The organism is Chryseobacterium wanjuense (assembly GCF_900111495.1).
Classification (GTDB): Bacteria; Bacteroidota; Bacteroidia; order Flavobacteriales; family Weeksellaceae; genus Chryseobacterium; species Chryseobacterium wanjuense.
In genome coordinates, this window is record NZ_FOIU01000004.1 from 127,320 (window position 1) to 153,774 (window position 26,455).

Annotated in this window: 25 protein-coding genes and 1 tRNA gene; 17 read left to right on the forward strand and 9 right to left on the reverse strand. The window is 36.2% G+C overall.

All coding sequences use genetic code 11. The annotated features are described in order from the left end of the window. Positions 1–18 precede the first annotated feature (18 nt). The 6 genes from BMX24_RS19065 (at position 19) to BMX24_RS19090 (ending at position 4,645) form a co-directional block, all read left to right on the forward strand. Positions 19–861, forward strand: a complete 843-nt coding sequence (locus tag BMX24_RS19065; RefSeq protein WP_089795683.1) for an energy transducer TonB — start codon at positions 19–21, stop codon at positions 859–861. 73 nt (positions 862–934) lie between these two features. Next, positions 935–1,132 carry a DUF308 domain-containing protein gene (locus BMX24_RS19070; RefSeq protein WP_170835757.1) on the forward strand — a complete coding sequence of 66 codons (198 nt, stop codon included), beginning with the start codon at positions 935–937 and terminating at the stop codon, positions 1,130–1,132. After that, positions 1,122–1,994, forward strand: coding sequence for a PstS family phosphate ABC transporter substrate-binding protein (locus BMX24_RS19075; protein WP_089795689.1), 873 nt, complete (start codon positions 1,122–1,124; stop codon positions 1,992–1,994). Before BMX24_RS19070 ends, BMX24_RS19075 begins: the two co-directional genes overlap by 11 nt. An 89-nt stretch (positions 1,995–2,083) precedes the next feature. Next, a complete protein-coding gene (locus tag BMX24_RS19080) occupies positions 2,084–3,733 on the forward strand; it encodes a tetratricopeptide repeat protein (protein ID WP_089795691.1) in 1,650 nt (549 codons plus the stop codon). 81 nt (positions 3,734–3,814) lie between these two features. Next, entirely contained in the window at positions 3,815–4,534 is a 720-nt protein-coding gene (gene bshB1 / locus BMX24_RS19085) for a bacillithiol biosynthesis deacetylase BshB1 (RefSeq protein WP_089795693.1), read from the forward strand. Positions 4,535–4,569: 35 nt separating this feature from the next. Further along, positions 4,570–4,645 (forward strand) — tRNA-His (locus BMX24_RS19090). A gap of 289 nt (positions 4,646–4,934) precedes the next feature. Here the strand turns inward: BMX24_RS19090 and BMX24_RS19095 are convergent. Next, positions 4,935–5,270 (reverse strand): DUF3276 family protein, encoded by a 336-nt coding sequence (locus BMX24_RS19095; protein ID WP_089795695.1) that lies wholly within the window; start codon positions 5,268–5,270, stop codon positions 4,935–4,937. Between the two features lie 99 nt (positions 5,271–5,369). Continuing rightward, positions 5,370–7,031, reverse strand: a complete 1,662-nt coding sequence (locus tag BMX24_RS19100; protein WP_089795697.1) for an ABC transporter ATP-binding protein — start codon at positions 7,029–7,031, stop codon at positions 5,370–5,372. Between the two features lie 91 nt (positions 7,032–7,122). Between BMX24_RS19100 and BMX24_RS19105 the strand changes: the two genes are divergently transcribed. From BMX24_RS19105 to BMX24_RS19120, 4 genes are all read left to right on the forward strand, one after another. Beyond that, complete coding sequence (locus BMX24_RS19105; RefSeq protein WP_089795699.1) at positions 7,123–8,028, forward strand: transcription antitermination protein NusB; 906 nt, start codon at positions 7,123–7,125, stop codon at positions 8,026–8,028. A gap of 10 nt (positions 8,029–8,038) precedes the next feature. Further along, a complete protein-coding gene (locus BMX24_RS19110; RefSeq protein ID WP_089795701.1) occupies positions 8,039–8,551 on the forward strand; it encodes a DUF1573 domain-containing protein in 513 nt (170 codons plus the stop codon). A gap of 4 nt (positions 8,552–8,555) precedes the next feature. Next, positions 8,556–8,936 (forward strand): preprotein translocase subunit YajC, encoded by a 381-nt coding sequence (yajC, locus tag BMX24_RS19115; protein WP_089795704.1) that lies wholly within the window; start codon positions 8,556–8,558, stop codon positions 8,934–8,936. Between the two features lie 135 nt (positions 8,937–9,071). Continuing rightward, complete coding sequence (locus tag BMX24_RS19120; protein ID WP_089795705.1) at positions 9,072–9,803, forward strand: SDR family NAD(P)-dependent oxidoreductase; 732 nt, start codon at positions 9,072–9,074, stop codon at positions 9,801–9,803. A 50-nt stretch (positions 9,804–9,853) separates the two neighbouring features. Here the strand turns inward: BMX24_RS19120 and ligD are convergent, their stop codons facing one another. The 5 genes from ligD to aspS form a co-directional block, all read right to left on the reverse strand. Then, a complete protein-coding gene (gene ligD, locus BMX24_RS19125; protein ID WP_089795707.1) occupies positions 9,854–11,737 on the reverse strand; it encodes a DNA ligase D in 1,884 nt (627 codons plus the stop codon). A 74-nt stretch (positions 11,738–11,811) separates the two neighbouring features. Further along, positions 11,812–12,414, reverse strand: coding sequence for a DNA polymerase ligase N-terminal domain-containing protein (locus tag BMX24_RS19130; protein ID WP_089795709.1), 603 nt, complete (start codon positions 12,412–12,414; stop codon positions 11,812–11,814). Beyond that, positions 12,414–13,199, reverse strand: a complete 786-nt coding sequence (gene ku / locus BMX24_RS19135) for a non-homologous end joining protein Ku (protein ID WP_089795711.1) — start codon at positions 13,197–13,199, stop codon at positions 12,414–12,416. The genes BMX24_RS19130 and ku overlap by 1 nt, the downstream gene beginning before the upstream one ends. 60 nt (positions 13,200–13,259) lie before the next feature. Next, positions 13,260–13,802, reverse strand: coding sequence for a YcxB family protein (locus tag BMX24_RS19140; RefSeq protein ID WP_089795713.1), 543 nt, complete (start codon positions 13,800–13,802; stop codon positions 13,260–13,262). Positions 13,803–13,847: 45 nt separating this feature from the next. Continuing rightward, on the reverse strand, positions 13,848–15,605 hold the full coding sequence (gene aspS, locus BMX24_RS19145) for an aspartate--tRNA ligase (RefSeq protein ID WP_089795715.1): 1,758 nt from the start codon (positions 15,603–15,605) through the stop codon (positions 13,848–13,850). Between the two features lie 250 nt (positions 15,606–15,855). Between aspS and BMX24_RS19150 the strand changes: the two genes are divergently transcribed. Both BMX24_RS19150 and BMX24_RS19155 read left to right on the forward strand, forming a co-directional pair. Beyond that, on the forward strand, positions 15,856–17,250 hold the full coding sequence (locus tag BMX24_RS19150; RefSeq protein WP_089795717.1) for an MATE family efflux transporter: 1,395 nt from the start codon (positions 15,856–15,858) through the stop codon (positions 17,248–17,250). A 184-nt stretch (positions 17,251–17,434) separates the two neighbouring features. Continuing rightward, the gene (locus BMX24_RS19155; protein ID WP_089795719.1) at positions 17,435–17,554 is read left to right on the forward strand and encodes a 30S ribosomal protein THX; all 120 of its coding nucleotides are present in this window, start codon (positions 17,435–17,437) and stop codon (positions 17,552–17,554) included. Positions 17,555–17,609: 55 nt separating this feature from the next. Here the strand turns inward: BMX24_RS19155 and BMX24_RS19160 are convergent, their stop codons facing one another. Both BMX24_RS19160 and BMX24_RS19165 read right to left on the reverse strand, forming a co-directional pair. Beyond that, entirely contained in the window at positions 17,610–18,269 is a 660-nt protein-coding gene (locus tag BMX24_RS19160) for a DUF937 domain-containing protein (protein WP_089795721.1), read from the reverse strand. A 123-nt stretch (positions 18,270–18,392) separates the two neighbouring features. After that, positions 18,393–18,902, reverse strand: coding sequence for a DUF2480 family protein (locus BMX24_RS19165; RefSeq protein ID WP_089795723.1), 510 nt, complete (start codon positions 18,900–18,902; stop codon positions 18,393–18,395). A 159-nt stretch (positions 18,903–19,061) separates the two neighbouring features. Here BMX24_RS19165 and lpxB point away from each other — a divergent pair, with 159 nt between their 5' ends. From lpxB to BMX24_RS19190, 5 genes are all read left to right on the forward strand, one after another. Beyond that, on the forward strand, positions 19,062–20,165 hold the full coding sequence (lpxB, locus tag BMX24_RS19170; protein WP_089795725.1) for a lipid-A-disaccharide synthase: 1,104 nt from the start codon (positions 19,062–19,064) through the stop codon (positions 20,163–20,165). A gap of 155 nt (positions 20,166–20,320) precedes the next feature. Next, positions 20,321–21,676, forward strand: coding sequence for a flavin monoamine oxidase family protein (locus BMX24_RS19175; protein ID WP_089795727.1), 1,356 nt, complete (start codon positions 20,321–20,323; stop codon positions 21,674–21,676). 165 nt (positions 21,677–21,841) lie between these two features. Next, on the forward strand, positions 21,842–23,611 hold the full coding sequence (locus BMX24_RS19180; protein ID WP_089795819.1) for a ComEC/Rec2 family competence protein: 1,770 nt from the start codon (positions 21,842–21,844) through the stop codon (positions 23,609–23,611). A gap of 145 nt (positions 23,612–23,756) precedes the next feature. Beyond that, the gene (locus tag BMX24_RS19185; RefSeq protein WP_089795729.1) at positions 23,757–24,422 is read left to right on the forward strand and encodes a succinate dehydrogenase cytochrome b subunit; all 666 of its coding nucleotides are present in this window, start codon (positions 23,757–23,759) and stop codon (positions 24,420–24,422) included. 16 nt (positions 24,423–24,438) lie between these two features. Next, entirely contained in the window at positions 24,439–26,451 is a 2,013-nt protein-coding gene (locus BMX24_RS19190; RefSeq protein WP_089795731.1) for a fumarate reductase/succinate dehydrogenase flavoprotein subunit, read from the forward strand. Positions 26,452–26,455: the final 4 nt, after the last annotated feature.

A 26,455-nucleotide genomic window follows, 5' to 3' on the forward strand; every position in this document is an offset into this window, starting at 1 on the left:
CCATAAAATTGTAAATCTATGGCAAATGAAAATGCATACGATCCAAGTCTTACATTAGACGAGATTGTATTTGAAAATAGAAACAAGGAATATGGTGCATACGATTTAAGACATCAGTATCCAAAACTTTTGACAAAATCTTTCATCGTTGGAACAGCATTATTCCTTATTGCGGCATTGTCTCCTTTCATTTATCTTACTATTAAGAGACTTACAGAACCGCCTAAGCAAGAAGTAAAGGCAGATCTTGTAGAGATTCTTCAGGAAGATAAAGTTTTAGAACAGCCGAAAGAAGAAGAACCACCTCCACCACCTCCACCTCCAAAAGAGGAAGAGAAAATTGAAATTATTCAGAACGTGGTTCCGGAGCCTGTAAAAGCTCCTAAGATCGAAACTCCACCACCGCCAATTTCTAAGCAGTTAGAAACTACGACTGGTTTGGTGAATCAGGAAGGTGTAAAAGCTCCGGCTTATACTCCACCGCCACCGCCACCGTCTACAGGTACTAAGGCTTCAACAGTAGAAGTTAAGCCTCAGGTGACTAATGACGTATATGAGTCTGTAGACCAGGCAGCTGATTTTAGCTCAGGTGGTATCAACGGATTTAGATCTAAATTCATGGATAACTTTGATAACTCTTCTGTAGAAGGAGAAGGGACTTTAAGTACTGAAATCACTTTCGTTGTAGAAAGAGATGGATCTTTAAGTCAGGTTAAAGCTTCTGGTTCTAATTCAGATTTCAACAGAGAAGCTGAAAGAACTGTTAAGAGTATCAAAACTAAGTGGATTCCTGGTAAAGTTAACGGACAACCGGTTCGTTCTCGTTTCCGTTTCCCTGTTAAGATGAATTTCGAAGGATAATTTTATCTTTAAATAATAATTAAAAAAGAGAAGCTTATGCTTCTCTTTTTATTTTTTTTGGTATTTTTGTTATATGATGTTCAATTGGTTATCCCTAGTTACGGGATTGTTTTATATCGTTCTGGGAATTGTAGTTATTATCTACAAATTTTTCTTTACAATTCTGGATCCTGGAGTTGCCTATGCGTTAGGTGCACTTCTGATTCTTTATGGTATTTTCAGAATTTACAGAGCGATTTTGAGATTAAAAAATTCAGGAAATGAAAAATAGTGTTAAACTCGTAATACTATTTTTTCTTAGTATTATAGCAGTAAGCTGCAAAAATGAAGACAAATCTCCGTCTTATCACAAAGGAGAAATGACCATTTTTACCGATGAGTCCTTTAAAAGCGTTACAGAAGCGTTAGCGGATGGTTATATGATTAATTATCCTGAGACAAAAATCAAAGTTGTTACAAAAAAAGAAGATTTAGGTTTTATCGATTTATTAAAAGATAAGGCCAGAATTATTGTCATGTCCAGAAACCTGTCTCCTGAGGAAATTAAAACGTATGAAGAACAGGTAGATCTAAAATTTTTACCGGCCAGGTTTGCTGCAGATGCTGTGGTTTTTATCGTTCCGAAAGATTCTCCGAAAGAGAGTATTTCTATGGAAGAAATTGCACAGGGAATGCAGTCGGATAATAAAGAATTTATCTTCGACGGAGCGAATTCAAGTAACTTGAATTTTGTTGCACAAAAGCTTAAAAAACAGCCGAAAGAATTAAAATTCTCCGTGATTCCGGGGAGTAAAAATATTATTGAGGAATTAAGTAAATATCCTAATAAAATTGGTGTGATCGGGCTCAATACATTCAGTCGCCCTTATGATAAAGAATCTGAGGAATTGAGAAGTATGGTAAAAATTCTTCCTGTGGAAAGCAAAGGAAAATTATACAATACAGATTCCGAAAATCTTCGCAAAATGAACTATCCTTTCACAAGAGTACTTTATTTTTTAACCAATGAAGGAAATTTTAATATTGCCAACGGTTTTATAAGATATTCTTGTACACAATTAGGACAAATGATCGTTCAAAAAGAAGGCTTACAACCATACAATTTGTACAGAAGAGAGGTGCAAATGCGTTAAAAAAATATTAAATTAACTTTTTTATCATAATAACTACACTATTTTGGTCTAAAAATTGTGTATAAAATAACTTGATTTATAAATATAAAATGAAAGATATAATGAATATGAATGTAAAGAAGATTGCTTTTGGAGCAGCTGTGGTGTTTTTTACCAACTTTACCTTTGCGCAGACCGTACAGGATGGTATCAATAGTATTGATAGTGATAAGTATGCTCAAGCAAAAACTAATTTTACGAACATGATCGCGAAGGAGCCAAGTGCTGAAAATTATTTCTATTTAGGAAATACATATTTGAAGCAGGTGGATCCGGACTTTGCGGCGGCTACAGAAAACTTTAACAAAGGTATTGCGGCAGACAGCAAAAGCTATTTAAATAAAATCGGTTTGGCAGCTGTAAAACTTGGTAAAGGTGATAAAAATGCAATTGCTGAAATCCAGAAAGTTGTAACAGATTCTAAAGAAAAAGATGCGGAAGTATTGTTCAGGGCTGCTGAAGCTTTAACATTATTTGAAAAAAATAACTCTCCTGACTTAGCGATTCAATTTTTGAATAAAGCTATTGAAAGAGCTGAAAAGAAAGGAGTTCCTGCTCATTACTATTATACTTTAGGAGATGCTTACAGACTGAAAAGAATGCCTGGTGATGCGATGACAGCTTATGAAAAAGCATTACCTCTTGCTAAAAATAAAGCATCGGTGTATACAAGAATCGGTTCTTTATGGATGGCTGCACAACAATGGCAACAAGCAAAAACAAATATTGAGAAGGCAATCGCTACAGATCCGTCTTATGCACCGGCTTACAAAGTAATGGCGGCATATGATATCAGATATCAGCAAAATGCAAAAGCGACACAAGACCTTATCAACTATACAAAATATGCTGATGAAGACCCATATACGCAATTAGAGATTTCTAAGCTTTATTTTACAAACGAAGATTATGCAAACTCTAAGCAGGTTTTAGATAAAATCTTTGATAAAATTAATGATCCGATTAAGTTTAAATTAAGAGCTTATCAATTATATGCTGACGGTAAATACGCTGAAGCAAAACAAAATATGGATAACTTCGTTTCTCAGGCTGATAAAGCAAGAGTACAGCCTGCAGATCAGGGTCTGCAAGGTTTGATCGCTGCAGGATTGGCTAAAACGGAAACGGATGCTGCTAAAAAATCTGCATTGACAGCTGAAGCTCAGCAAAAAATTGCTATCGCAAAAGCTGCTAAGGATGAAACGATGAAGTGGGATATGGAATTGGCTAAAATCGCAGGAGGAGGTGCTTCTCAGGCTGATATAGATGCAGGACCTACAAACCCGACTATCGAAGGTTTAAAACAAAAAGTTGCGGCTAATGCTCAAGATACAGATTCATTATTTAAGTTGGCAACAGCTTATCAGGATGCCAAAAACTGGAACGGAGCTATTGTAACTTGGCAGAAAATGAATACACTTCTTCCTGATTGGGCACCTGGATACTACAGTTTAGGATATTCTTATCAGCAGGCTGGTAATAATGATGCTGCTAAAATTGCTTATGAGAAATTTATTTCTACCGTAAAACCGGCAGAGCAGGAAGCAAACAAACAGACATTGGCATATGCTTACTTTGCCGTTGCATACATGAGCAAAGATTCTGATATGGCAAAAGCTAAAGACTATGTTGCTAAATCTCTTCAGTTGGATCCTTCTTATCAGGATGCAGTGAAATTAAATGCAGAGATCAACAAATAATTTAAATAGTAAATTATAGATATTAAAACTTCCCATTCGTAATGTTTGGGAAGTTTTTGTTTAAATCTTATCTTTGAAAATATGAAAACAGATATACTTGCTTTTGGAGCACATCCTGATGATGTAGAGCTGGGATGTGGCGGAACTATTGCCAAAATGGTTTCGGAAGGTAAAAACTGCGTTATCGTAGATCTTACAAGAGGTGAGCTCGGAACAAGAGGAACCGACGAAACAAGAAAAGTGGAGGCGATGGATGCCGCAAAAATTTTGGGAGTTTCCGCCAGGGAAAATCTTGGAATGAAGGATGGCTTTCTGGTGAATTCTGAAGAATATCAAATGAAGATCGTAAAAATGATCCGCAAATACAGGCCTGAAATCGTCTTAGCCAATGCGATTGATGATAGACATCCGGATCATGCAAAAGGAGCGAAATTAGTGTCAGATGCGTGCTTTTTAGCAGGGCTGAGGAAAATTGAAACAGTTTTTGATGGCGAAAATCAGGAGGTCTGGAGACCTAAGCATATTTTCCATTATATTCAATGGAAAAATATCGAGCCGGAATTCGTGATTGATATCTCAGAACATCTGGACAAAAAGATTGAAGCTTGTATGGCCTTCAAAACCCAGTTTTATGATCCGACTTCCAAAGAGCCGGTGACTCCAATTGCCACAAAAGATTTTTATGAAAGCTTAACTTACCGTGCTCAGGATTTAGGAAGACTTTCGGGAGTGACTTATGCTGAGGGATTTACGTCTGAAAAGCTGATTGCACTGAAAAATTTTGATGGAATAGTTTGGTAATTAAAAATTCTTTATTATATTTGCACACGCAAAACGGTGATTGTAGCTCAGTTGGTTAGAGCGTCGGATTGTGGTTCCGAAGGTCGTGGGTTCGAGACCCATCATTCACCCAAATAAAAGTACACTTGTGAAAGTGTACTTTTTTTATTTCTAACTTCCTTTTTTTGAAATAGTTGATTCAGATTTTTTAACAATTAAAAAGAATAAAATTGTTAAAGTTCGTTAAGGGAAAATGCAACAAGATGTAAATTGACAGGATAAAAAATCGTTTTTTTTCTTCTTTAAGAATTATTTTAAAACAACTTTTAAATTGAATTTTAGGCTAGTTTTAATTTATTTAAAAATAAAGGGCATAAAAAAAGCACCTTTTTCAGATGCTTGTGTTTTTAATTATTCTTTTTTAGACTTCGTCGTCAGAATCGATCGTATAAGATTTTGATTTGAAGTCTTTGTCATGTTTTTCTGATATTACATCCTCACCCTTTTCATTAATGATGAATTCTGTGGACTCATTAAACATCTCCTGAAAACTTTTAAAATCCTCCTTGTATAGGTAAATTTTGTGTTTCTCGAATGTAGCTTCCCCATTCTCCCCGAAGTTCTTTTTACTTTCGGTAATCGTAAGATAATAATCTCCTGCTTTCGTCTCGCGCACATCAAAGAAATAAGTTCTTCTCCCTGCTTTTAACACCTTCGTGAAAATTTCATTTTCATGGCGTTCCTTGTATTCACTCATTGTTAGATATTTTTTAATCTTGTTAAGAACAAATATAAAAGTTTTCTTTTAATCACAAAATTTTTTTTATGATTTATTTAACAATTGAGAATGAAACGGCTAAGCGGTTACGGAATTGGTAATTTCAGTAAGGTTGATAATTTTATCTGCTCTCTGAGCGCTAGACTCTCTGTGTGTGATGATTATGGATGTTGCATTATGAATTTTCCTGTCGATATTTTCCAGGATATTTTGTTCCGTTTCGGTATCTAATGCAGATAGAGAATCGTCGAAAATAATAATATTAGGGTCTTTAATTAAGGCTCTTGCGATACAAATCCTTTGTTTCTGACCTCCCGAAAGCATCACTCCACGCTCTCCAACCATGGTTTTGTATTGTTCTTTAAACTCAACAATATTTTTATCAACGTCGGCAATTCTTGCATATTCCACTACTTTTTCGTGCGTAGGTTTGTCGATGGCAAAACCGATATTATTTTCGATAGAATCGGAGAAAAGATAACTTTCCTGTGGAATATATCCGATAAAATTCCTGTAATTTTCGAGATTATGCTCTTTGAGATTGACGCCGTCAATTAAAATTTCCCCTTCAGTAGGGTCTATCAAACGGCACAGAAGAAGGGCAATGGTAGACTTTCCGCTTCCGGTTTTTCCCATGATTGCTAAAGATTCTCCTGCTTTTATTGAAAAACTTAAATTATCAAGCGCTTTAATCCCTGTATTCGGGTAGACATAAGAAACATTTCTGAACTCAATATTTCCTTTAATAGGATAATTTTCAAAGTTTTTGTTAACGATCTCAGATTTTTTATCCATAAATTCATTAATTCTCTGCATGGAAGCTTCCGCCCTTTGGTTCACGGAAGTTACCCAGCCTACCATTGAGAACGGGAAGATCAATGTATTGATGTACATGAAGAAATCTGCAATTTTACCGATGCTTAGTTGTCCTGCAATATATTTTTCGCCGCCGATCCAGATGATGGCAACATTCAATAATCCGATTACGAATAAAATAATGGTAAAGAAATATGCTTCAGTTTTCGCCAAATCAAGCGCTTTGTCCTGATAGTCGGTGACTTTTACACCGCAATTTTTTTTGATATAATTCTCTCTTGCGAAAAATTTTACCACACGGATACCGGAGAAACTATCTTGTACAAAAGTTGAAATGGCAGACTGGCTTTTCTGCATGATTTTCGACTTTTTATTAATAATAGAACTTACTTTGTAGATAGCATACGATAAAATAGGAAGTGGCAACAACGTCCAAAGCGTCATTGAAACATCGGTTTTTATCATGTAAATTGCTGTGATCAGGACAAGGACAATCAGGTTGGCAACATACATGACGCCAGGTCCCAGATACATTCTTACTGCCACAACATCTTCACTGAGCCTGTTCATAAGATCTCCGATGGTTGTCTGCTTGTAATCCGTTAATGATAAATCCTGATAATGTCTGTAAATTTTATTTTTAAGCTCATATTCGATTCTTCTGGATGCCACGATGATGGTTTGTCGCATCATGAAGGTGAAAAATCCGGTCAGTAAAGAACATCCTACAATAATCCCAACATACATCAAGACCTGTTGATTGAAGCCTAAGTTTCCGTTCTTTGTAAGCTCGTCGACCGACTTACCCACGAACTGAACTTTATATATATTGAAAAAATTACTGGCAATAATAAATAACAGTCCCCAAAACAACAATATTTTGTGCTTCCAAAAATAGGGGTTTAAGGTTTTTAGCGCTTTCATAAAGTTTTACAAAATTACGAAAATGTAAGCAGACTACGAATTTCATAAATTTTAAATTTCGTATCTTTGCACCCATAAAAAAGCTCTTTGAATGTTAGGAAGACGACAAATCCGTGAAAAAGTAGTACAGACTGTGTATTCATACTACCAGAATCCTGTAAAGTTTGATGTTTTAGAGAAAAACATGTTTGCCGGAATAGAGAAAATCTATTATCTCTATATCTATCAGCTAAACTTTTTGGTGGCTCTGAAAGAATTGGCAGAGAATCAAATCGAGATCGGTAAAAATAAATATTTGAAAACCGATGCTGATATTAATCCTAATCAAAAATTCATCAACAACCAAGTTTTAATTAAGCTGGAGGAAAATCCTGAAAGATTGTTCTTCACAGGACAGCACAAGCAATTGAAATGGGATATGCACGATGATTTATTGGTGAAAACTTTCCAGAGAATCACTGCCGGAAAACGGTATCAGGATTTCATGAAACAGGATGGATATTCTTTTGAGGATGATCAGAAGTTTATCGGAAAATTATTTTTAAGATATATTGCTGAAAATGATGATTTCCACGACTATCTTGGTGACAAAGAACTTTCATGGTATGATGATATTCATATTGCCAATTCGATGGTACAGAAAACGATTGGTTTCCTGAAGGAAGATGAAGAAAGCAGAACTTTGATCAAAATGATTAAAGATGAAGATGATAAAGATTTTGCCGGGAAATTATTGAGAGATACTTTAAACAACTGGGAAAACAACGAAAAGAAACTGGAAGAAAGACTGGAAAACTGGGATTTGGACAGAGTTTCTTTAATGGATAAAGTAATTTTATCAACGGCAATTTCGGAGCTTGACAATTTTCCTTTTACCCCTTCAAGAGTTATTATTAATGAATATATTGAGATTGCAAAAGTGTTTGCAACAGACCGTTCGAATATTTTCATTAACGGAATTTTGGATAAATATTGTAAAGATCTAAATAGAATATAAAGAATAAAACATGAAAAAGACGTTATCAATTATCGCTTTGTCTATCATAGGCTTTGGTTTGGTTTCTTGCAAAAAAGAAAACAAAGAAGTTCAAAGTACAGAATCTGCTACTACAGATTCTACTGCTGCGCCTACAGCTCCTGTTGCCGGAGATTCTACTGCAACGACGGTTTCAGGTGAAACACCAGCTGCACCGGTTTCTAACCAGCCACTAACAACAATTGCTCTTTCTGAAAACAATTTCGATTTCGGAAACATCAAAAAAAGAGATAAAGTAGAGCACGTTTACGAAATTACAAACACAGGAACAAATCCGTTGGTAATTTCTGAGGTAAAACCCGGATGCGGATGTACTGCTCCTGATTTTACAAAAGAGCCGATCATGCCTGGTAAAAAAGGAAAAATCACGTTACATTTCGATTCTTCAAACTTCGATGGAAATGTTCAGAAGTATGCTGATGTTTTTGCTAACGTAGAAAAGGCACCGATTAAATTAACATTCACTGCGAATATTCAACCATAATATAATGAATATACTAACAATATTTTTACAGGCACCCGGTCAGGGAGGAAATTCTTCCATGATGCTGATCATGATGGGTGTAATGTTTGTGGGGTTTTATTTTTTAATGATAAGACCACAAATGAAAAAACAGAAACAGGAGAAAAACTTCCAGGAAACCCTTAAAGTAGGAACAAGAGTTGTCCTTACTTCAGGTCTTCACGGAAGAATTGCTCAGGTTCAGGATGATGGTTTTGTTATTGAAACATTATCCGGGAAATTAAAATTCGAAAAAGCAGCTGTTTCAAGAGAATTTACAGAAGCCCGTTTCGGAGATAAAGCAAAAGCTGCGGAAAAAACAGCAGATAAAGCTACTGACAAAAAAGAAATCGAAGAGAAAAACTAATTTTTCTTTTTTGAAGATATTTCGTTTCGGCGGGGTGAGCAAAGCTCACCCCGCCGAAACTTTTTATATAATCATATAATTTGTGTTCTTCGTGAAAAAATTTGTGAAATTTGTGGTTTACTCTATCTTTGCCCCATGAATCAAAACACAAACAAAACCGTTCTCATTCTGGGTGCCAATTCCGATGTTGCCAAACAATGTATCAAACAATATATTGAAAAGGATTTTTCTGTAATTGCGGCTTCAAGAAATACACAATCTCTGGAAGATTTTATCGGCCAAAATAATCTTCATTCAAAAGTTACGGTTTTACATTTTGATTCTGTTGATTTCGATTCACACCAAAAATTTTACAACGAACTTCCTGTGAAACCTCATCTTGTAGTATATGCTGCAGGATTTTTAGTTGATAACGAAAAAGCATTGAGAGATTTTAAAGGTACTCAACAAATGATGCTGGTGAATTATATGGGGGCGGTTTCCATCTTAAATATTATTGCGACAGATGAAAGTAATAAAAACTTAGAAAGGATCATTGGGTTATCCTCACTTTCAGGCGTTCGAGGTCGAAAAAGTAACTTTGTTTACGGAAGCACAAAAGCGGCTTTTACTACTTATCTAGCAGGTTTGAGACAAGAACTGGCTTCAAGAGATATTAAGGTTAATGCTTTAGTTATTGGTTATATCAGAACAAAAATCAATGAAGGTTTACAGTTGAATGAGTCTTTAATAATGGAGCCGGATTATGTTGCAAAATTCATTGTCAATGCCGGGAATTCTTTTACCATTGTTCCGAATTTTAAGTGGAAAATGATTTATTTGATTTTGAAAATTTTGCCGGAGAGTTTGGTCGCGAAACTTCCTTAATTTGTATAAAAATATGTAGTTTTGTCAAAAGAACTTAGCATTAAAAAATATTATTCACCTCCCTGCAACAATTCCAACGCCTTCATCATATCAATTCCCTTTCCCAAAACAGGCTTAAACAAATCCCCCTTTTCCTTAATTCTATCCAACGCATTATGAATATTAAAATCCGTAGGTTTTAAACCGGGTTTTAATTCTTCCCATTCCAACGGCATGGAAACAGAAGCTCCCTCTTTTGGTCGTAAACTGTAAGCGCTGGCCAACGTCTGTCCGGTTCTGTTTTGAAGATAATCGAGATAGATTTTTTTATCATCTCTTTTCTGCAAGCTTCTTTCTAAAGTGGTGATTTGCGGTAACTTTTCATTAACCTGCTTCATCAGAATATGAGCAAAATCTTTCACCTGGTTAAAATCATATTTTCCACCCATCGGAATGTAAATGTGGATTCCCGTGCTACCGGAAGTTTTGCAATAGCCTTGAATTTTAATGGATTTTAAAACTTCATTCACCTGCAAAGCCGTTTCAATGACATCATCATAAGTGTTTTTCTTGGAAGGGTCAAGATCCAGAACCAAAAAATCAGGATGTTCCAGGTCAGGAAGCGATGAGTTCCACGGATTTAAATCGATACAGCCCAGATTGTTGAGATAAGCCAAAGTCGCCTTGTCGTTACAGTAAATATAATCGATGTATTTATCGTTCGATTCCGAATAAACCTGCGTCGTTTTTATCCAGTCGGGAATATTATCGCTTGCATCTTTCTGATAAAAGCTTTGCTCTTCAATTCCATTCGGAAAACGGTTTAACGAAAGCGGACGGTTTTTCAAATGCGGCAGAATGTAATCTGCGACGGATTGGTAATAATCGACCACATTACCTTTTGTTATACTATCTTTCGGGAAGTAGATTTTGTCCTGATTGGTCAGTTTTACTGTATGTTTATTTAAGGTGATTTCCTTTTCTTTTTCGGAAGATTTTGTACTTTTTGGGGGAGTTTTAGCTTTCATTTCTTTAGGTTTTTCATTAATTTTACTCTTTTCACTCGAATCTGCAATTTCTTCAGGATTTTTATCTTCACGGATGGCTACAAAAACCGGGTGCCGGAAAATTCCGTCTTTGGTAATTTCAGAATATTTTATTTCGCACACCAGCTCAGGCTTCGTCCATGTTACGGGCATATTGGTTTTCGGCTTATTTTCAAACGGGGAAGTTTTTACCGCTAATTTCTTAAGCCTTTCATACATTTCATTTAAGGATGTTTTATTAAAACCGGTTCCTGTATGTCCTGCATAAATCAGCTTTTCATCAATATATTTTCCTAAAATCAACGCCCCGAAACCTTCTCTGGAACCTCGAGGTTCTGTAAAACCACAGATGATGACTTCTTCGGTATTGGTAAATTTTATTTTCAGCCAGTCGGAAGTTCTGTGATTTTCAATATACAGGCTGTCTGCTTTTTTGGCGATCATTCCTTCGAGTTGCATTTTTTTCATCTGTTCAAAAAAATCGATGCCTTTTTCGGGAATATGATCACAGTATTTGATCACATCAGTTTCAACTAAAGCTTCTTTTAAAAGTTCTTTTCGTTGAATTAAAGGAAGTTCTTCAGTAGGATGACCATTGAGCCAGAGAATGTCAAAAACGTGATACACTAAGGCTAAATTAGGGTTATCTCCAATCTGTTGTAATAACTGGAAATTAGGCCTTCCGTTTTCGTCATACGCCACAATTTCACCATCCAGAATCATTTTGTGTTTTTGATTTTTGAAATCCTGCGATACTTTATCAAATTTTGATAAAAAAGAAATTCCGTTTCGGGAGTAGAAGAGGGGCTGATCTTTGCTAAGATCGGCAATAGCGCGATAACCATCCCATTTTATTTCGAAAACCCAGTCTTCATCATCAAAAGCTTTTTCGTAAGATTTGGCGAGCATGGGCTTAATGAAATTCTTTAGTTTTTTTTCGTCAACTAAAGAATTGAATCGTTGAAATCGTGGTTTTGTGTCTGTTATGACTTCTTTTTGCTGCTTTTTAGGCTTTTTTTTTCCTCTAAAAATTTGGTGACCTGAGAATTTTTGGCGGTATTTTCTTCTGCATCATAATTTTCTTCTGCAAAATCATCTTTATGTTTAATGAGCAGCCAAGAATTATTTTCGGCATTTTTCATTTTAACCAAGGCAAATTCACCTTTTAATTTTTTTCCGTGTAAAATGAATTTTAACGAACCGGCTTTTAATTCTTTCAACAATTCTTTTTCGTCAGAAAGTTTAGAATTTTCGTCCAATGGTTCGTAGGTTCCGCTGTCCCAGATTTCCACCTGTCCGGCTCCATAATTTCCTTCGGGAATATTTCCTTCAAAATCTTTGTAATCGTAAGGATGATCTTCCACCATCATCGCCAGACGTTTGTCTTTCGGATCCAATGACGGACCTTTCGGAACGGCCCAGCTTTTCAGAACGCCTTCCATTTCCAACCTGAAATCATAGTGAAGCCGCGATGCAGCATGCCTTTGAATCACAAAAATAAGTTTGTCTTTGCTTTTTTTTGTCTTTCCTTGCGGTTCGCTGGTTTCGTCGAATTTCCTTTTTTCGTTATAATCTTTAAGAGCCATTACGATGCATTTTTAGATTTGGGAGTTTGTAAACTGGCTTTCAATTGTGCCATCAGGTCAATCACTTTACCTTCTTTTGCAGGTTCGGCTTTTTTAGCTTTTACACCTTTACCTTTAGCTTTTTGTTTGATTATTTTTAGTAAAGATTCGGTGTAAGTATCTTTATACATTTCGGGATCGAATTCTTGGGAAAGCTGTTCTATAAGGCTTATTGCCATTTTGAGTTCGGCAGGTTTCGGAGCTTTTTTGGCCGGAATTTTCAGGTCTTTATAATCTCTGATTTCCTGGGCAAATCTTAATCTGTTTAAAATCAAAACATCATCATTGTACGGACGGATCATTCCGATCGCTTCACTTTCACGAAGAACGAATGTTCCGACTCCTACCATTTCTGTTTCAGATAAGGCTTTTAACAACAGTCTGTAGGCATTTTCGCCATTTTTCTGAGGTTCCAGATAATAAGGATTTTCAAAATAAACGGAATCTACTTCCACTTCTTTTACAAACTGATCGATAGAAAGTATTTTTGATTTTTCGGGGCTTGCCGCCTCATAATCTTCTTCTTCAAGAATGATGTATTTATCGTCCATGAGATAACCTTTTACAATGTTTTCCCATTTTACTTCTTTCCCTGTTTTTTCGTTGACTCTTTTGAATTTAATATTAGAAAAATCGGATTTATCAAGCATATCCAAATCCAACTTGCTGGTTTCTGTGGCGGAATAAATCTTTACAGGGATATTGACTAAACCAAAGCCAATGGCGCCGTTCCAAATTGCTTTCATTGTCTTACGTTTTGTGTAAGAGCGTGCAATGATTGTGCCGTTGAAAATGAAAATTAATAATTAAACTGCTTTAAAATGTGATTTATTCTTAAGGTAATCTATGGTTTTGTTGAAATTTTCTTCGTCGATATTGGCTTTGTCTAAAATGAAATTCATATATGGAGAGACTGTGATATATAAATATTGATCGTCTAGAAGACAATAGCTAATAGTCTCCCAGTTAAATTTAAAATCTGATTTATAGTTTTTGAACCTGAAATAGGTAGGGGTAAATTCCCAAATCACATCTTTTGAATTTGTTGTAAGATCTTTAATTTCCTTATCAAGTAAAGTGTTTAATTTCTCTTTCTGCTTTCTATATATTGAGCGATAATTGATAAATATTGAAATATACATTAAGCCCAATCCTGCAAAAAAATAACCTAGATGTTCTTTATAAAACAACATGAAACCCGCTAACAGAAGAAAGAAAACAGTCCAAAAAAGATTTTTATTGTTTTTTTTCAAATTATTTTCCCAAATTCTTTTGAATTCGTATTGATTGATTTGCCTTAAAATTTGTTCTGAATTTGGAGTATTGTAGGTCAGAATTTCTTCAGTCATGATATTTTTAATTAAAAAAAGCGGAGAAAAATCTCCGCTCTAAATTTATGCTTTTAAATTCAATTGCAATTGCAATTCATCGAGCTGTGCCTCGGCAATCGCAGCAGGCGCATCAATCATCACATCACGTCCTGAGTTATTCTTAGGGAACGCGATATAATCTCTTATCACTTCGTTTCCGTCGAGAATAGCTACCAAACGGTCAAATCCGAAAGCCAAACCACCGTGAGGCGGAGCTCCATATTTGAAGGCATTCATCAGAAATCCGAACTGAGCTTCTGCTTCTTCTTTCGAGAATCCTAACAAATCAAACATTTTTGATTGTAAATCTTTATCAAAAATTCTGATAGAACCTCCACCGATTTCGTTTCCGTTAAGAACCATATCGTAAGCATTGGCTCTTGCTTTTCCCGGATCAGTTTCCAATAAGTGAATATCTTCCGGTTTTGGAGACGTGAAAGGGTGGTGCATTGCATGGTAACGTCCGCTTTCTTCGTCAAATTCCAATAACGGGAAATCAACAACCCAAAGTGGTGCAAATACGTCGCCTTTTCTTAATCCCAGACGGTTTCCAAGCTCCATTCTCAACGCAGAAAGCTGAGTTCTTACTTTGTTTTCGTTTCCTGAAAGAATTAACATTAAATCGCCTTCCTTAGCTCCGAATTTTTCAATAATTTTCGCTAAATCTTCCTCGTTGTAGAATTTATTCACAGAAGAAGTTTTTACGCCGTCATTCTGGAATTTAACCCAAACCATTCCCGAAGCTCCAATCTGAGGTCTTTTTACCCAGTCAACAAGCTCGTCGATTTGTTTTCTTGTATAATCTGCACATCCTTCAACATTGATTCCGACAACCAATTCCGCATCATCAAATATTTTGAAATCTTTTCCTTTTACCAATTCGTTCAGCTCGACAAATTCCATTCCGAAACGGATATCCGGTTTGTCGTTTCCGTATTTCTGCATCGCATCAGCGAAAGTCATTCTTGGGAAGTATTTGTCAAATTTTTGACCGGTAATATCTTGTAATAATGTTTTCGTCATTCCTTCAAAAACATTCATGACGTCTTCCTGTTCTACAAAAGCCATTTCACAGTCAATCTGTGTAAATTCCGGCTGTCTGTCGGCTCTTAAATCTTCATCACGGAAACATTTTACGATCTGGAAATACTTATCCATTCCGCCTACCATCAACAATTGTTTGAAAGTCTGCGGAGATTGTGGCAAAGCGTAAAACTGTCCCGGATTCATTCTGCTCGGTACAACGAAGTCTCTCGCTCCTTCCGGAGTTGATTTAATTAAAACAGGCGTTTCAATCTCAATAAATCCTTCGTCTGAAAGATAATTTCTCACTTTTTGCGCCATTTTGTGACGGAAGATCAATTTATCTCTTACCGGAGCTCTTCTGATATCCAGATAACGGTATTTCATTCTCAGTTCTTCACCGCCGTCCGTTTCATCTTCAATCTTAAATGGCGGAAGTTGAGATTCATTAAGTACTGTTAATTTTTCAACTAAAATTTCAATTTCTCCTGTTGGGATATTTTTATTTTTATCCTTTCTTTCAATTACTTTTCCTGTAACCTGGATAACAAATTCACGATTTAATTTTTTTACTTCTTCAAATAATTCATTAGAAGAAATTTCTTGACTAAAATACAACTGAGTAATTCCGTAACGATCTCGAAGATCTATCCAAATCATAAATCCTTTATCACGAATGGTTTGTACCCATCCTGAAAGTGTAACTTCTTCATTAAGATTTTTAAGAGATAATTCTCCGTTTGTGTGCGATCGAAACATAATTATTTGTTTAAAGTTCAATATTTAAAGTTCAAGGTTCAGAGTTTCCCGTTTAAAGTTTTGAATATCAAACCCAAAACATAGAATGCTGAACATTGAATTTTCCGAGTGCAAAGATAAGATTTTTGGATGTTTTTAAAACAAATTATTAAGAACTACTTCAAGAATAATTTTTCGTAAAACTTTCCATATGCTAAGTTTCAATCATTTTTGAATTAATACTTTTGCTTAAAACTAAAATGGAAAGGTTATGACGAAGTATATAGACTTTATCAAGAAGGCGTTAAGCGGTGACGATGTAGATTACACAAAGACGAGTATAAGAACGGCAGTGCTTCTGCTGGCGATTCCCATGATGCTGGAAATGGCGATGGAATCTGTTTTTGCGTTGGTCGACTTATATTTTGTAGGGCACCTGAAAGAAAGCGGCTATGCGATCCAGACGGTAGGTCTTACGGAATCTGTGCTTTCTGTCATGTATTCCATCGCGATCGGGATGAGTATGGCTGCAACGGCTTTGGTAGCAAGAAGAATCGGGGAGAAAAATCCTGAACAGGCTTCCAGAAGTGCGGCGCAGGTTTTATTGGTTTCGTTTGCGGTAACTTTTATTTTAAGTTTATTCGGAGTGATCTATGCTGAAGAAATTTTAATTCTGATGGGCTCAAAACCGGAAGCCGCCTTTTACGGGAAGGATTTTACGAGAATTATGATGGGAAGCAGCGTTATTATCATGCTTTTATTCTTAATTAACGGAATTTTCAGAGGGGCAGGAAATGCCGCCATTGCTATGAAATCTCTTTGGATCGCGAACATTGCCAATATTATTCTGTGTCCGGTTTTAATCAAAGGTTTTGGACCAATTCCGGCAATGGGTTTAACGGGAGCCGCTTTGGCAACCACGATCGGAAGAAGTATTGGCGTTATATATCAATTGTACCATCTTTTAATTGCAGATACGCAAATTAGAATTCAAACAAAATATTTTAAACCTGATTTTGATTTAATAAAATCTGTCATAAAAATCGCAACCCCAGGGATTTTTCAGTTCGTGATCGCTTCCTGCAGCTGGATTTTCCTGGCACAACTGGTTGCCACAACTGGCGGTGAAAATGCTTCGGCGGGATACCAAACGGCTTTACGACTTATGATGTTTTTCATGCTTCCGGCTTGGGGACTGAGCAATGCTGCATCCACTCTGGTCGGACAAAACATGGGAGCCAACGAAATGCTGAGAGCCGAACAATCTGTCATGAAAACGGTGAAATACAATGTGATTTTCATGCTGACGGTAAGCTTAATATTTTTCTTGCTAGGTGACTTCTTGGTAGGATTTTTTACACAGGAGATTGAAATTAAAAATTTTGCTAAAAATGCCTTACACATTATGAGTGTCGGATTTATTTTCTACGGAATCGGGATGGTAATGATCAACGCTTTCAACGGGGCAGGCGATACATGGACGCCGACCTGGGTGAATGTTTTTGGGTTTTGGCTGTTTCAGATTCCTTTGGCATATTTTCTTTCCAAACATTTCGGGATGGGGCCAAAAGGCGTTTTTATCTCCATTCCTGCTGCGGAAACTCTGATCACAATTGTCGCTTTTATTTTGTTTAAAAGAGGAAAATGGAAGACGGTGAAAGTGTAGGTGGCAGGGAAGATAGAAGATGGAAGTTACTATTGCAACGTAAATTTTCTTGGGTTTAAAACTTCCAGCCTCCAGCCTCTATCTTCCAGCCAAAAATAAAAGATTATAAAAATTTTAACAGCCCGGATATTTGTCCTTAAAGCCAGATTTTCTAAATTCGTAATAATCAACTAAATTTATTATTATGGGAAAAGGAGACAAAAAATCAAAAAGAGGAAAAATCAACAACGGAAGTTATGGTAAAAGAAGACCTAGAAAGGCTTCAAAATCGATAGAAGCTTCCGCAGAAAAAGCTAAAAAGTAAAGACATAAAAAAGGCCGGAGAAATTTTCTCCGGCCTTTTTTTATTACAAATTAAATTATTTTCCGCCAAAAAAGCCTCCGAGAATATCTCCCAATCCGCCACCGCCTTGCTGCTTTTGCTGATTGCCTCCTCCAAGAACGCTTCCCAGAATATCATTCAAAGGATTGCCCGAAGATTGAGATTGTCCACCACCTAAAACACTTCCTAAAATGTCGTTCAACGGACTGGATTGCTGATTCTGAGCCTGATTGGAAGCATTTCCGAGAATTCCTCCCAAAAGATCTCCCAAACCACCGGCACCAACATTATTCTGTTGTTTTTCTCTGCCGATATATCCCATGATTACCGGAGCCAGCATTGATAAAATCGGTCCGATCTTGTCAATGGAAATCCCTGTATTCTGAGAAAGCTGATTTTCTACATTCTGCTTATCTCCACCAAAAATATGATTTAGAATAGAGCCTCCTTCAGCCTGTCTTGCATCTGCCTGAGAAACATCGTCCAGGATGCTTCCGTCATGATCTTTATCCAAAGCATTGTTCAACGCTTCAGCTTCATTCGTGTCCTGAGATTTGTTTCTGAGATAAGAAATAATCAATGGGGCAGCTACTGCCAATAAAGCAATGACCTGGTTTCTGCTGATCCCGAATTTGTTTTCGGCCTGTTCAGCAACCTGATTGCCTGTGTTTCCTGTAAGTAGGTCGATTAAACTCATAGTTTGTGTTTATTTTAATTGTTAAGTAAACCAAAGTTATCAAAAATATTCTTTGATAATTTTTTTTAATTAAAAAACACTGTTAAAGTTTATAGAATTCTTTAAGCTATTGATTTTAAAATATTAATTTTTAAAAACCGGAACGTTTGAACACGCCTCTCCGAACATTAAAGATTTTACGATCGGCTTCAGTTGTTCTACCAATTCGATATAAGCATTTTCGGGAATTTCTTTGTCTGAACAGCCTTTTACCAATACTCTTTTTCCCCTCATTTCCCCGAAATCATGATTTCTAATGGCATTATGCATTAAAATGACTTCCAGATCTTCGCGGTCTCCAAAAACGATCTTTTTAGTGACATCCGTAAGTCTGGCCGTGATTAAAAAATACGCCCAAAGCGGAACAATAGCATCCGCAGAATTGTAGATGTAAACATATGTGTCGCGATACTCTTCAACATTGATGTCTGCCACTTTTTCACGAAAATCTTTCTCTTTTAAAATCATTTCCATGAAGAGAAAATCTTTCAGATCAATCCCTTTTCTCTCTCCTTTCGGAACAAGATCGGTAAGATCAAAATTGATGAGGCCACTTTCTGCAACTTTATTTCGGATTTCAAATTCTTCTGACATTTTTTATCATTATCTTTGAACAAATTTACAAATTAAGATCGTACAAAGGCTTAATTTGTTCTCTATTCCTATCATAGAAACCTCCCATAATTCAAATTTAATTTAAATAGAATAAAAGAGATTCTTGATGACATATAAATAATAAGAGATTTCAGAAAAATGAAGTATTATATTATCGCAGGAGAGGCTTCCGGAGACTTGCACGGCAGTAATTTGATGAAAGCCTTGAAGAAAAAAGATCCCGCTGCAGAATTTAGATTTTGGGGTGGCGATCTGATGGCTGCTCAGGGTGGAACATTGGTAAAACATTACAAAGACCTTGCTTTTATGGGCTTTTTGGAAGTGGCAAAAAATCTTCGTACCATTCTGAATAATATTAAATATTGCAAACAGGATATCAAAAACCATCAGCCGGATATTTTGATTTTGGTTGATTATCCGGGATTCAATTTAAGAATTGCAAAATTCGCCAAAGAGCTGGGGATAAAAGTTGTGTATTATATTTCACCGCAGCTTTGGGCCTGGAAAGAAGGAAGGGTAGAGATCATCAAAAAATATGTAGATGAAATGATGGTGATTCTTCCGTTCGAGGAAGATTTTTATAAAAAACATGGGGTTCACTCACACTTTGTGGGGCACCCTTTATTAGATGCCATTTCAGACCTGCAGGAAATTAATACTGAAAATTTTAAAGCAGAAAACGGCTTAAACGAAAAAGAAATCATAGCCCTTTTGCCCGGTTCGAGAAAACAGGAGGTGGAAAAAATGTTGGAAATGATGCTTTCTGTGAGACCTTATTTTAAAGAATATCAATTTGTAATTGCCGGAGCGCCAAGTCTTCCGAAAGATTTTTATCAGACGTATGTTGATGATAATGTGCATTTTGTTTCCAATAAAACCTATGACTTATTGCGATGTTCGAAAGCGGCTCTAGTAACTTCTGGAACAGCCACTTTAGAAACTGCTTTACTCAATGTTCCGGAAGTGGTCTGCTATCGGGGAAGTAAAATTTCTTACGCTATTGCGAAAAGATTAGTTAAAAATATCAATTATATTTCTTTGGTTAATCTCATTATGGATCGGGAAGTTGTAAAGGAATTGATCCAAAATGATTTGAATACTAAAAATTTAGTTGAAGAATTGAAAAAGATTATAGATGGTGATAAAAGAGCACAGGTTTTGAATGATTACGAACTTTTGAGGAAGAAATTAGGAGGTAGCGGAGCCAGTGATCATGCGGCTGAGGTGATTTTGAAAGTTTAAAATTTTTTTAAAAATATAATATAAATCGTAGAAGTTTTTCTGCGATTTTTTATTTGTAATATAATTTTCATTACATTTAAGACGCGTACCTTCTGTTGGATATATGTTTTTGAGCGCATTGATATTTAAAAAACTTTTAACCAAAAACATATTTTATGACAACGAGAAGGTCCTTTATACGACAAGGTCTGCTTGCTGCCGGTGGTCTGATGATTCCGAGCTCGTCTTTTGCCAATTTCATTTTATCAGGTAAAAAGAAAGTCATCGTAATCGGAGCCGGCTTTTCCGGGCTTGCAGCCGCAAATAAGCTCAATCAAAGAAATTTTGACGTAACCGTACTGGAAAGCCAAAACCGAATTGGCGGCAGAGTGTTTTCTCACCAGATGAATGATAATCTGGTTGTAGAACTCGGCGCTGAATGGGTAGGCAATTCACACAACAGAATTCTTGAGCTTTGTAATGAATTGAAATTAGATTTATCCGAAAACCAAATGGATACCCACCTTTTGTACAAGGGCATTTATAGTCCTGCACGACAATGGGATTTCAGTAAAAACTGGAAATTAAAAATGGAAAGCCTGCTGGAAAACTACAGGCATCTTAATGATAAAGATAAATTGATTCTTGATAAAATGGATTGGTGGCGGTATTTGGTGAATAACGGCTGCAAAGACCGTGATCTTGATCTTCGGGAATTGATGGACAGCACAGATTTTGGAGAAAGCATAAGAAAAGTCTCGGCCAATGCAGCCCTTTCCGAATATGTGGAAAATACCGGAGATACCCAAAATCAAATGGACAAGAAAATTATCGGGGGCAACACGATGTTGGCTCAAAGACTTTCGGAAAAATTAGGAAAAGAAAAAATACTGCTGAATCATGCTGTAACCCGCATTGAACAAGGCGATAAGGTAAAAGTATATTGTGCCAACGGAAAAGTTTTCGAAGCGGATAAAGTCATTTGTACCCTGCCGACTTTTGCCCTTAAAAATATAGACTGGAAGCCCGGTTTACCTGAAAATAAAATCGAAGCTCTTAATGAACTTCAATATGCACGGATTAATAAACATGCCATGCTGTTCGACAATCGTTTCTGGAAATCAGAAAATTTTGATATGGTGACCGATCAGTTGCCACATTATTTCTATCACGCGACCCAAGGGCAATCCGGATCGTCGGGCGTGCTGATTTCTTACAGTATTGGCGACAAAGCCGCAGTGATAGCCAATCAAAACGATATGACCAATTTTAAAAGTGTTCAGGAGACATTGCAGCCTGTTTTCGGGGATGTAAAGTCTCACCTGAAGCAGCAGGCCAATTATTATTGGGGCAACGATCAGCGGTCACACGGTTCTTATGCGATTTACGGTCCCGGACAGTGGTTCCGCGTGAGGCCGGTATTGAAAGAACCTTTTATGCATACACATTTTGCGGGAGAACATCTTGCAGATTGGCAGGGTTTTATGGAGGGAGCGATTGTTTCCGGAGAAGAGGCTGCCGGAGAATTTTGATTTTTTTAAGTTTAAAATTTTTAAAAATATACTATAAATCGTAGAAGTTTTTTCTGCGATTTTTCTTTTAAATAATGAATTTGATGAGGTTTTTAAAATTCTGAAATTTTGATGTGCAAATTTTTATCTGAATAAATATTTTTGCGGAAACACAAATTTTTTCAGTTGAATAAACAGCCTTTACTCATTCTTGCAGTTTGTTTCATTGTTGGAGTTTTGCTTCAGGACAAACTTTCTTTGGATAAAAATTATATTTATCTTGTTATCGGGATCTGCCTTTTGGTATTTATTGCTACGTTTTTCAAGTCGTATTTTTTGCATAAAGCAAAACCTTATTTATTAGGAATAATGTTTTTCGGAATTGGAATTATTCTACATTTTTTTAATTCTTTTTCACCTCAAAGTTTATCTGTTCCTAGAAATGAATTTATTATTTTTAAAATTTCCAAGAAATTAAATTCAACTGAAAAAAATAAAAAGTATGAAGCGGTAATTAATGTTGATAAGAAAACTGTGAATGCGGTTTTGTACGTTCCGAAAGATCATCAGGAATTGGATTTTAATCATTATTATAAAACAAAAGCTTTTATCACAAGTCCCAAACCTGCAAAATATGATTTCCAGTTTGATTATGCTAAATATTTAAAAAGAAAAAGTATTGATTATCAGTGTTATAGTAATGGTGATATTTTGTCTGCTGGAAGAAAAGATGTAAGCTTCATTGAAAAATTTTCACAAAAACGACTGGAACTGCTTCAAAATATTGATAAGTCAGAGATCTCTCAAAAGACAAAAGATTTTCTAAAAGGAATTATTCTCGCCGATCGTACAGAGATAGATTCGCAGACCATACAGGATTTCAACCGATCCGGATTGGTGCATTTTCTGGCCATTTCGGGAACACATATCGTTGTGATTTTTGGATTGTTTTATTTTTTATTGATGAAATTTTTTCCTTTAAAATTTAGAAAGTATGCAATTATTTTAAGTTTAATTTTCATCTGGCTTTTTGCTTTATTGATTGGATTGGGAAATTCGGTGGTACGTTCCTGTGTTATGTTGAGTGTTTATTTTGTGTATGTATTGCTTCAAAGGAAGCCGGATGTATTGCATTCTCTGGCTTTATCTGCTTTTATTATTTTGATTTTTGATACGCAACAGATTTTTGATGTCGGATTTCAATTGAGTTTTCTGGCGGTTTTAGGAATTTTCTGGCTGAATCAGCCGATTTTAAAATATTTTCCAAAACAGAATAATTGGTTTAAAAAATTAATTTTCAATACGATTTCAATTTCCGTATCTGCACAATTGGCTACATTGCCTTTGGTATTGTATTATTTTCATCAATTTTCTTTGATTTCCATCGTGGCCAACTTTTTCATTGTTCCGTTTTCGGAAATTATTATTGTCTTCTCATTTGTCATGACGGGTTTGATTGCTTTCAGTCTTGATTTTACTTTAATAAATACCGTTTACGACTATATTATTCAAATTTTATTAAAAGTGATTCATTGGTTTGCGGATTTCGACAGTGTGTTTTTTGAAAATATTCCTATGAATCTGGCTGAAGTTTTTTCTTTGTTTTTGATTGTTTATTTGATGAGGTTTGCCATTTTAAAATATAACTTTAAAAATTTGGCAAGATTGATGATGGCTGTGCTTACATTTTTCATTTTAAGGATAGGATTCAACTTTTATGAAAATCAAAAGACGGAAATTCTGGTTCACGATTTCTCTAAAAATAAAGTATTATCAATAAAAGAAGGAAATAAAGTGTGTTTCTGGATCAAGGAAAATTCAGATAAACAGAAGATTACGCAGTTTATTATTAATCCTTATTGCTCTTCAAGAAGGTTGGATAATGTTGAAATGAAGGTTGCCCCGAAGTCTGCCCGGCAAGTTGTTTATGATGGTAAAATTTATGAGATAAATTAATTGTTAAGTTTTTCTTAAATTCCTTTATTTGTACCATTTTAAGCTCTTATTTAGAAAGATTACAAACTGTCTAATTGTGAGATTTCTCACTTTTTGATATAGTTAACATTTCTTAATTTTGTGGGAAATCAAATTTAAACTTTTTATGGCAGGTTTAACGAGTTCTACGATAGGTAGAAAATATGCTATGGCATTATCAGCTTTATTTTTGCTGATTTTTCTTATACTGCATTTGACGACAAACTTATTATCTGTATTGCCGAATCGTGATATTTTCAACACGGCTTCTGACTTTATGGGGTATAATCCGTTTGTACAGTTCTTAATGCAGCCTATTCTTGGTTTTGCGGTTCTTTTCCATTTCATTATGGGATTTGTTCTTGAAATTAAGAATAACAAAGCACGTCCTGTAAAGTACGCTGCAAACAATCCTTCTGTGAACTCTTCATGGATGTCTAGAAATATGATTATTTCCGGAGCTGTTGTGTTGGCTTTCCTGGCATTACACTTTTACGATTTCTGGTTACATGAGATCAATTATAAGTATGTAGAAGGTATTGCTCCTGATGCAGAACGTTTCTGGCCAGAATTGCACGAAAAGTTTGCTGATATCTGGAGAGTGGCTTTGTATGTAATTGCTTTTGTATTATTAGGATTACACTTGGCTCACGGGTTTCAGTCGTCTTTCCAGTCAGTGGGAGCGAGACATCCAAAATATACTCCGGTAATTAAGGCATTTGGAAAATGGTATTCAATCCTTATTCCTGCAGGTTTTATTTTTATCGCAATTTTTCACTTTGTAACTCAATAATAATATCAATATACTTATGAGTAAATTAGATTCAAAAATTCCAGCAGGTCCTTTAAAGGATAAATGGAAAAATCATAAAGACCATATGAACCTTGTTGCACCAAACAACAGAGATAAGATTGATATTATTGTTGTGGGAACAGGTTTGGCAGGTGGTTCTGCTGCGGCTACTTTAGCGGAGCAGGGATATAACGTAAAGGCATTCTGCTATCAGGATTCTCCAAGAAGAGCACACTCTATTGCGGCTCAGGGAGGTATCAACGCAGCTAAAAATTATCAGGGAGACGGTGACTCTACATACAGATTATTCTATGATACCATCAAGGGTGGTGACTATAGAGCGAGAGAGGCCAACGTTTACAGATTAGCTGAAGTTTCTGCAAATATTATCGACCAATGTGTTGCTCAGGGTGTTCCTTTTGGACGTGAGTACGGAGGTCAACTAGATAACCGTTCATTTGGTGGGGTTCAGGTAAAAAGAACTTTCTACGCAAAAGGACAAACTGGTCAGCAGTTATTATTAGGTGCATATTCTGCAATGAGCCGTCAGATCGGTAAAGGTAGAATTAAAATGTACAACCGTCACGAAATGATGGATCTTGTAATCGTAGACGGAAAAGCAAGAGGTATCATCGCAAGAAACCTGGTAACGGGTGAGATCGAAAGACATTCTGCTCACGCTGTTGTCATTGCATCCGGAGGTTACGGAAACGTATATTTCCTTTCTACCAATGCAATGGGATCCAACGTTTCTGCAGCTTGGAAAATCCACAAAAAAGGAGCGTACTTCGCAAACCCTTGTTATGTACAGATTCACCCGACTTGTATTCCGGTGCACGGAACGCAGCAGTCTAAATTGACGTTGATGTCTGAATCATTAAGAAACTCAGGAAGAATCTGGGTTCCTAAGAAAATTGAAGATTCAGTAGCCATCAGAGAAGGGAAATTAAGACCTGAAAATATTAAAGAAGAAGACAGAGATTATTATTTGGAAAGAAGATATCCTGCGTTTGGTAACCTTGTACCTAGAGACGTTGCTTCTAGAGCAGCTAAGGAAAGATGCGACGCTGGTTTCGGAATCGAAAATAATGATACTCAGGAAGGTGTTTACCTTGATTTCTCTACAGAGATCATGAAAAAAGGTAAAGAAGCCGCTATCGAAAAACATATTCATAACCCGACCGAACAGCAGATCTATGATCTTGGTAAAAAGTGGATTGAGGAGAAATATGGTAACTTATTCGTAATGTACGAAAAAATTACTGCTGATGATCCTTATAAAACTCCAATGAAGATTTATCCTGCAGTTCACTACACAATGGGTGGTGTTTGGGTAGATTACAACCTTCAATCTACCATCCCTGGATGTTTCGTAATCGGTGAGGCCAACTTCTCGGATCACGGAGCGAACAGATTGGGAGCTTCTGCGCTGATGCAGGGTCTTGCAGACGGATATTTTGTACTTCCTTACACGATCGCAGATTACTTATCTGCAGATATCAGAACGGGAGCTATTCCTACAAATTCACCTTCATTCGACGAAGCTGAAAAAGGAATTAAAGAAAAGGTTGATTTCTTCTTAAATAATAAAGGAACACATTCAGTAGACCATTTCCATAAGCAATTAGGAAACATTATGTGGAATAAAGTAGGAATGGGAAGAACTCCTGAAGGTTTAAGAGAAGCGATCAAGGAAATCGAAGAAGTAAGAAACGATTTCTGGAAAAATGTTAAGGTTCCCGGAGATAATAACGGGATGAACACTGAGCTTGAAAAAGCATTCAGAGTAGCAGACTTCCTGGAATTGGGACAATTAATGGCTATCGATGCATTGCACAGAAATGAATCTTGTGGAGGACATTTCCGTGAAGACCACTCAACTCCGGACGGAGAAGCGGAAAGAGATGACGTGAATTACAAATACGTCGGAGCTTGGGAATATCAGGGAGGTGATATCAACGCGGAAGTGTTGCATAAAGAAGAGCTGATCTACGACAACATCGAAGTTAAAACGAGAAGTTACAAATAATCTC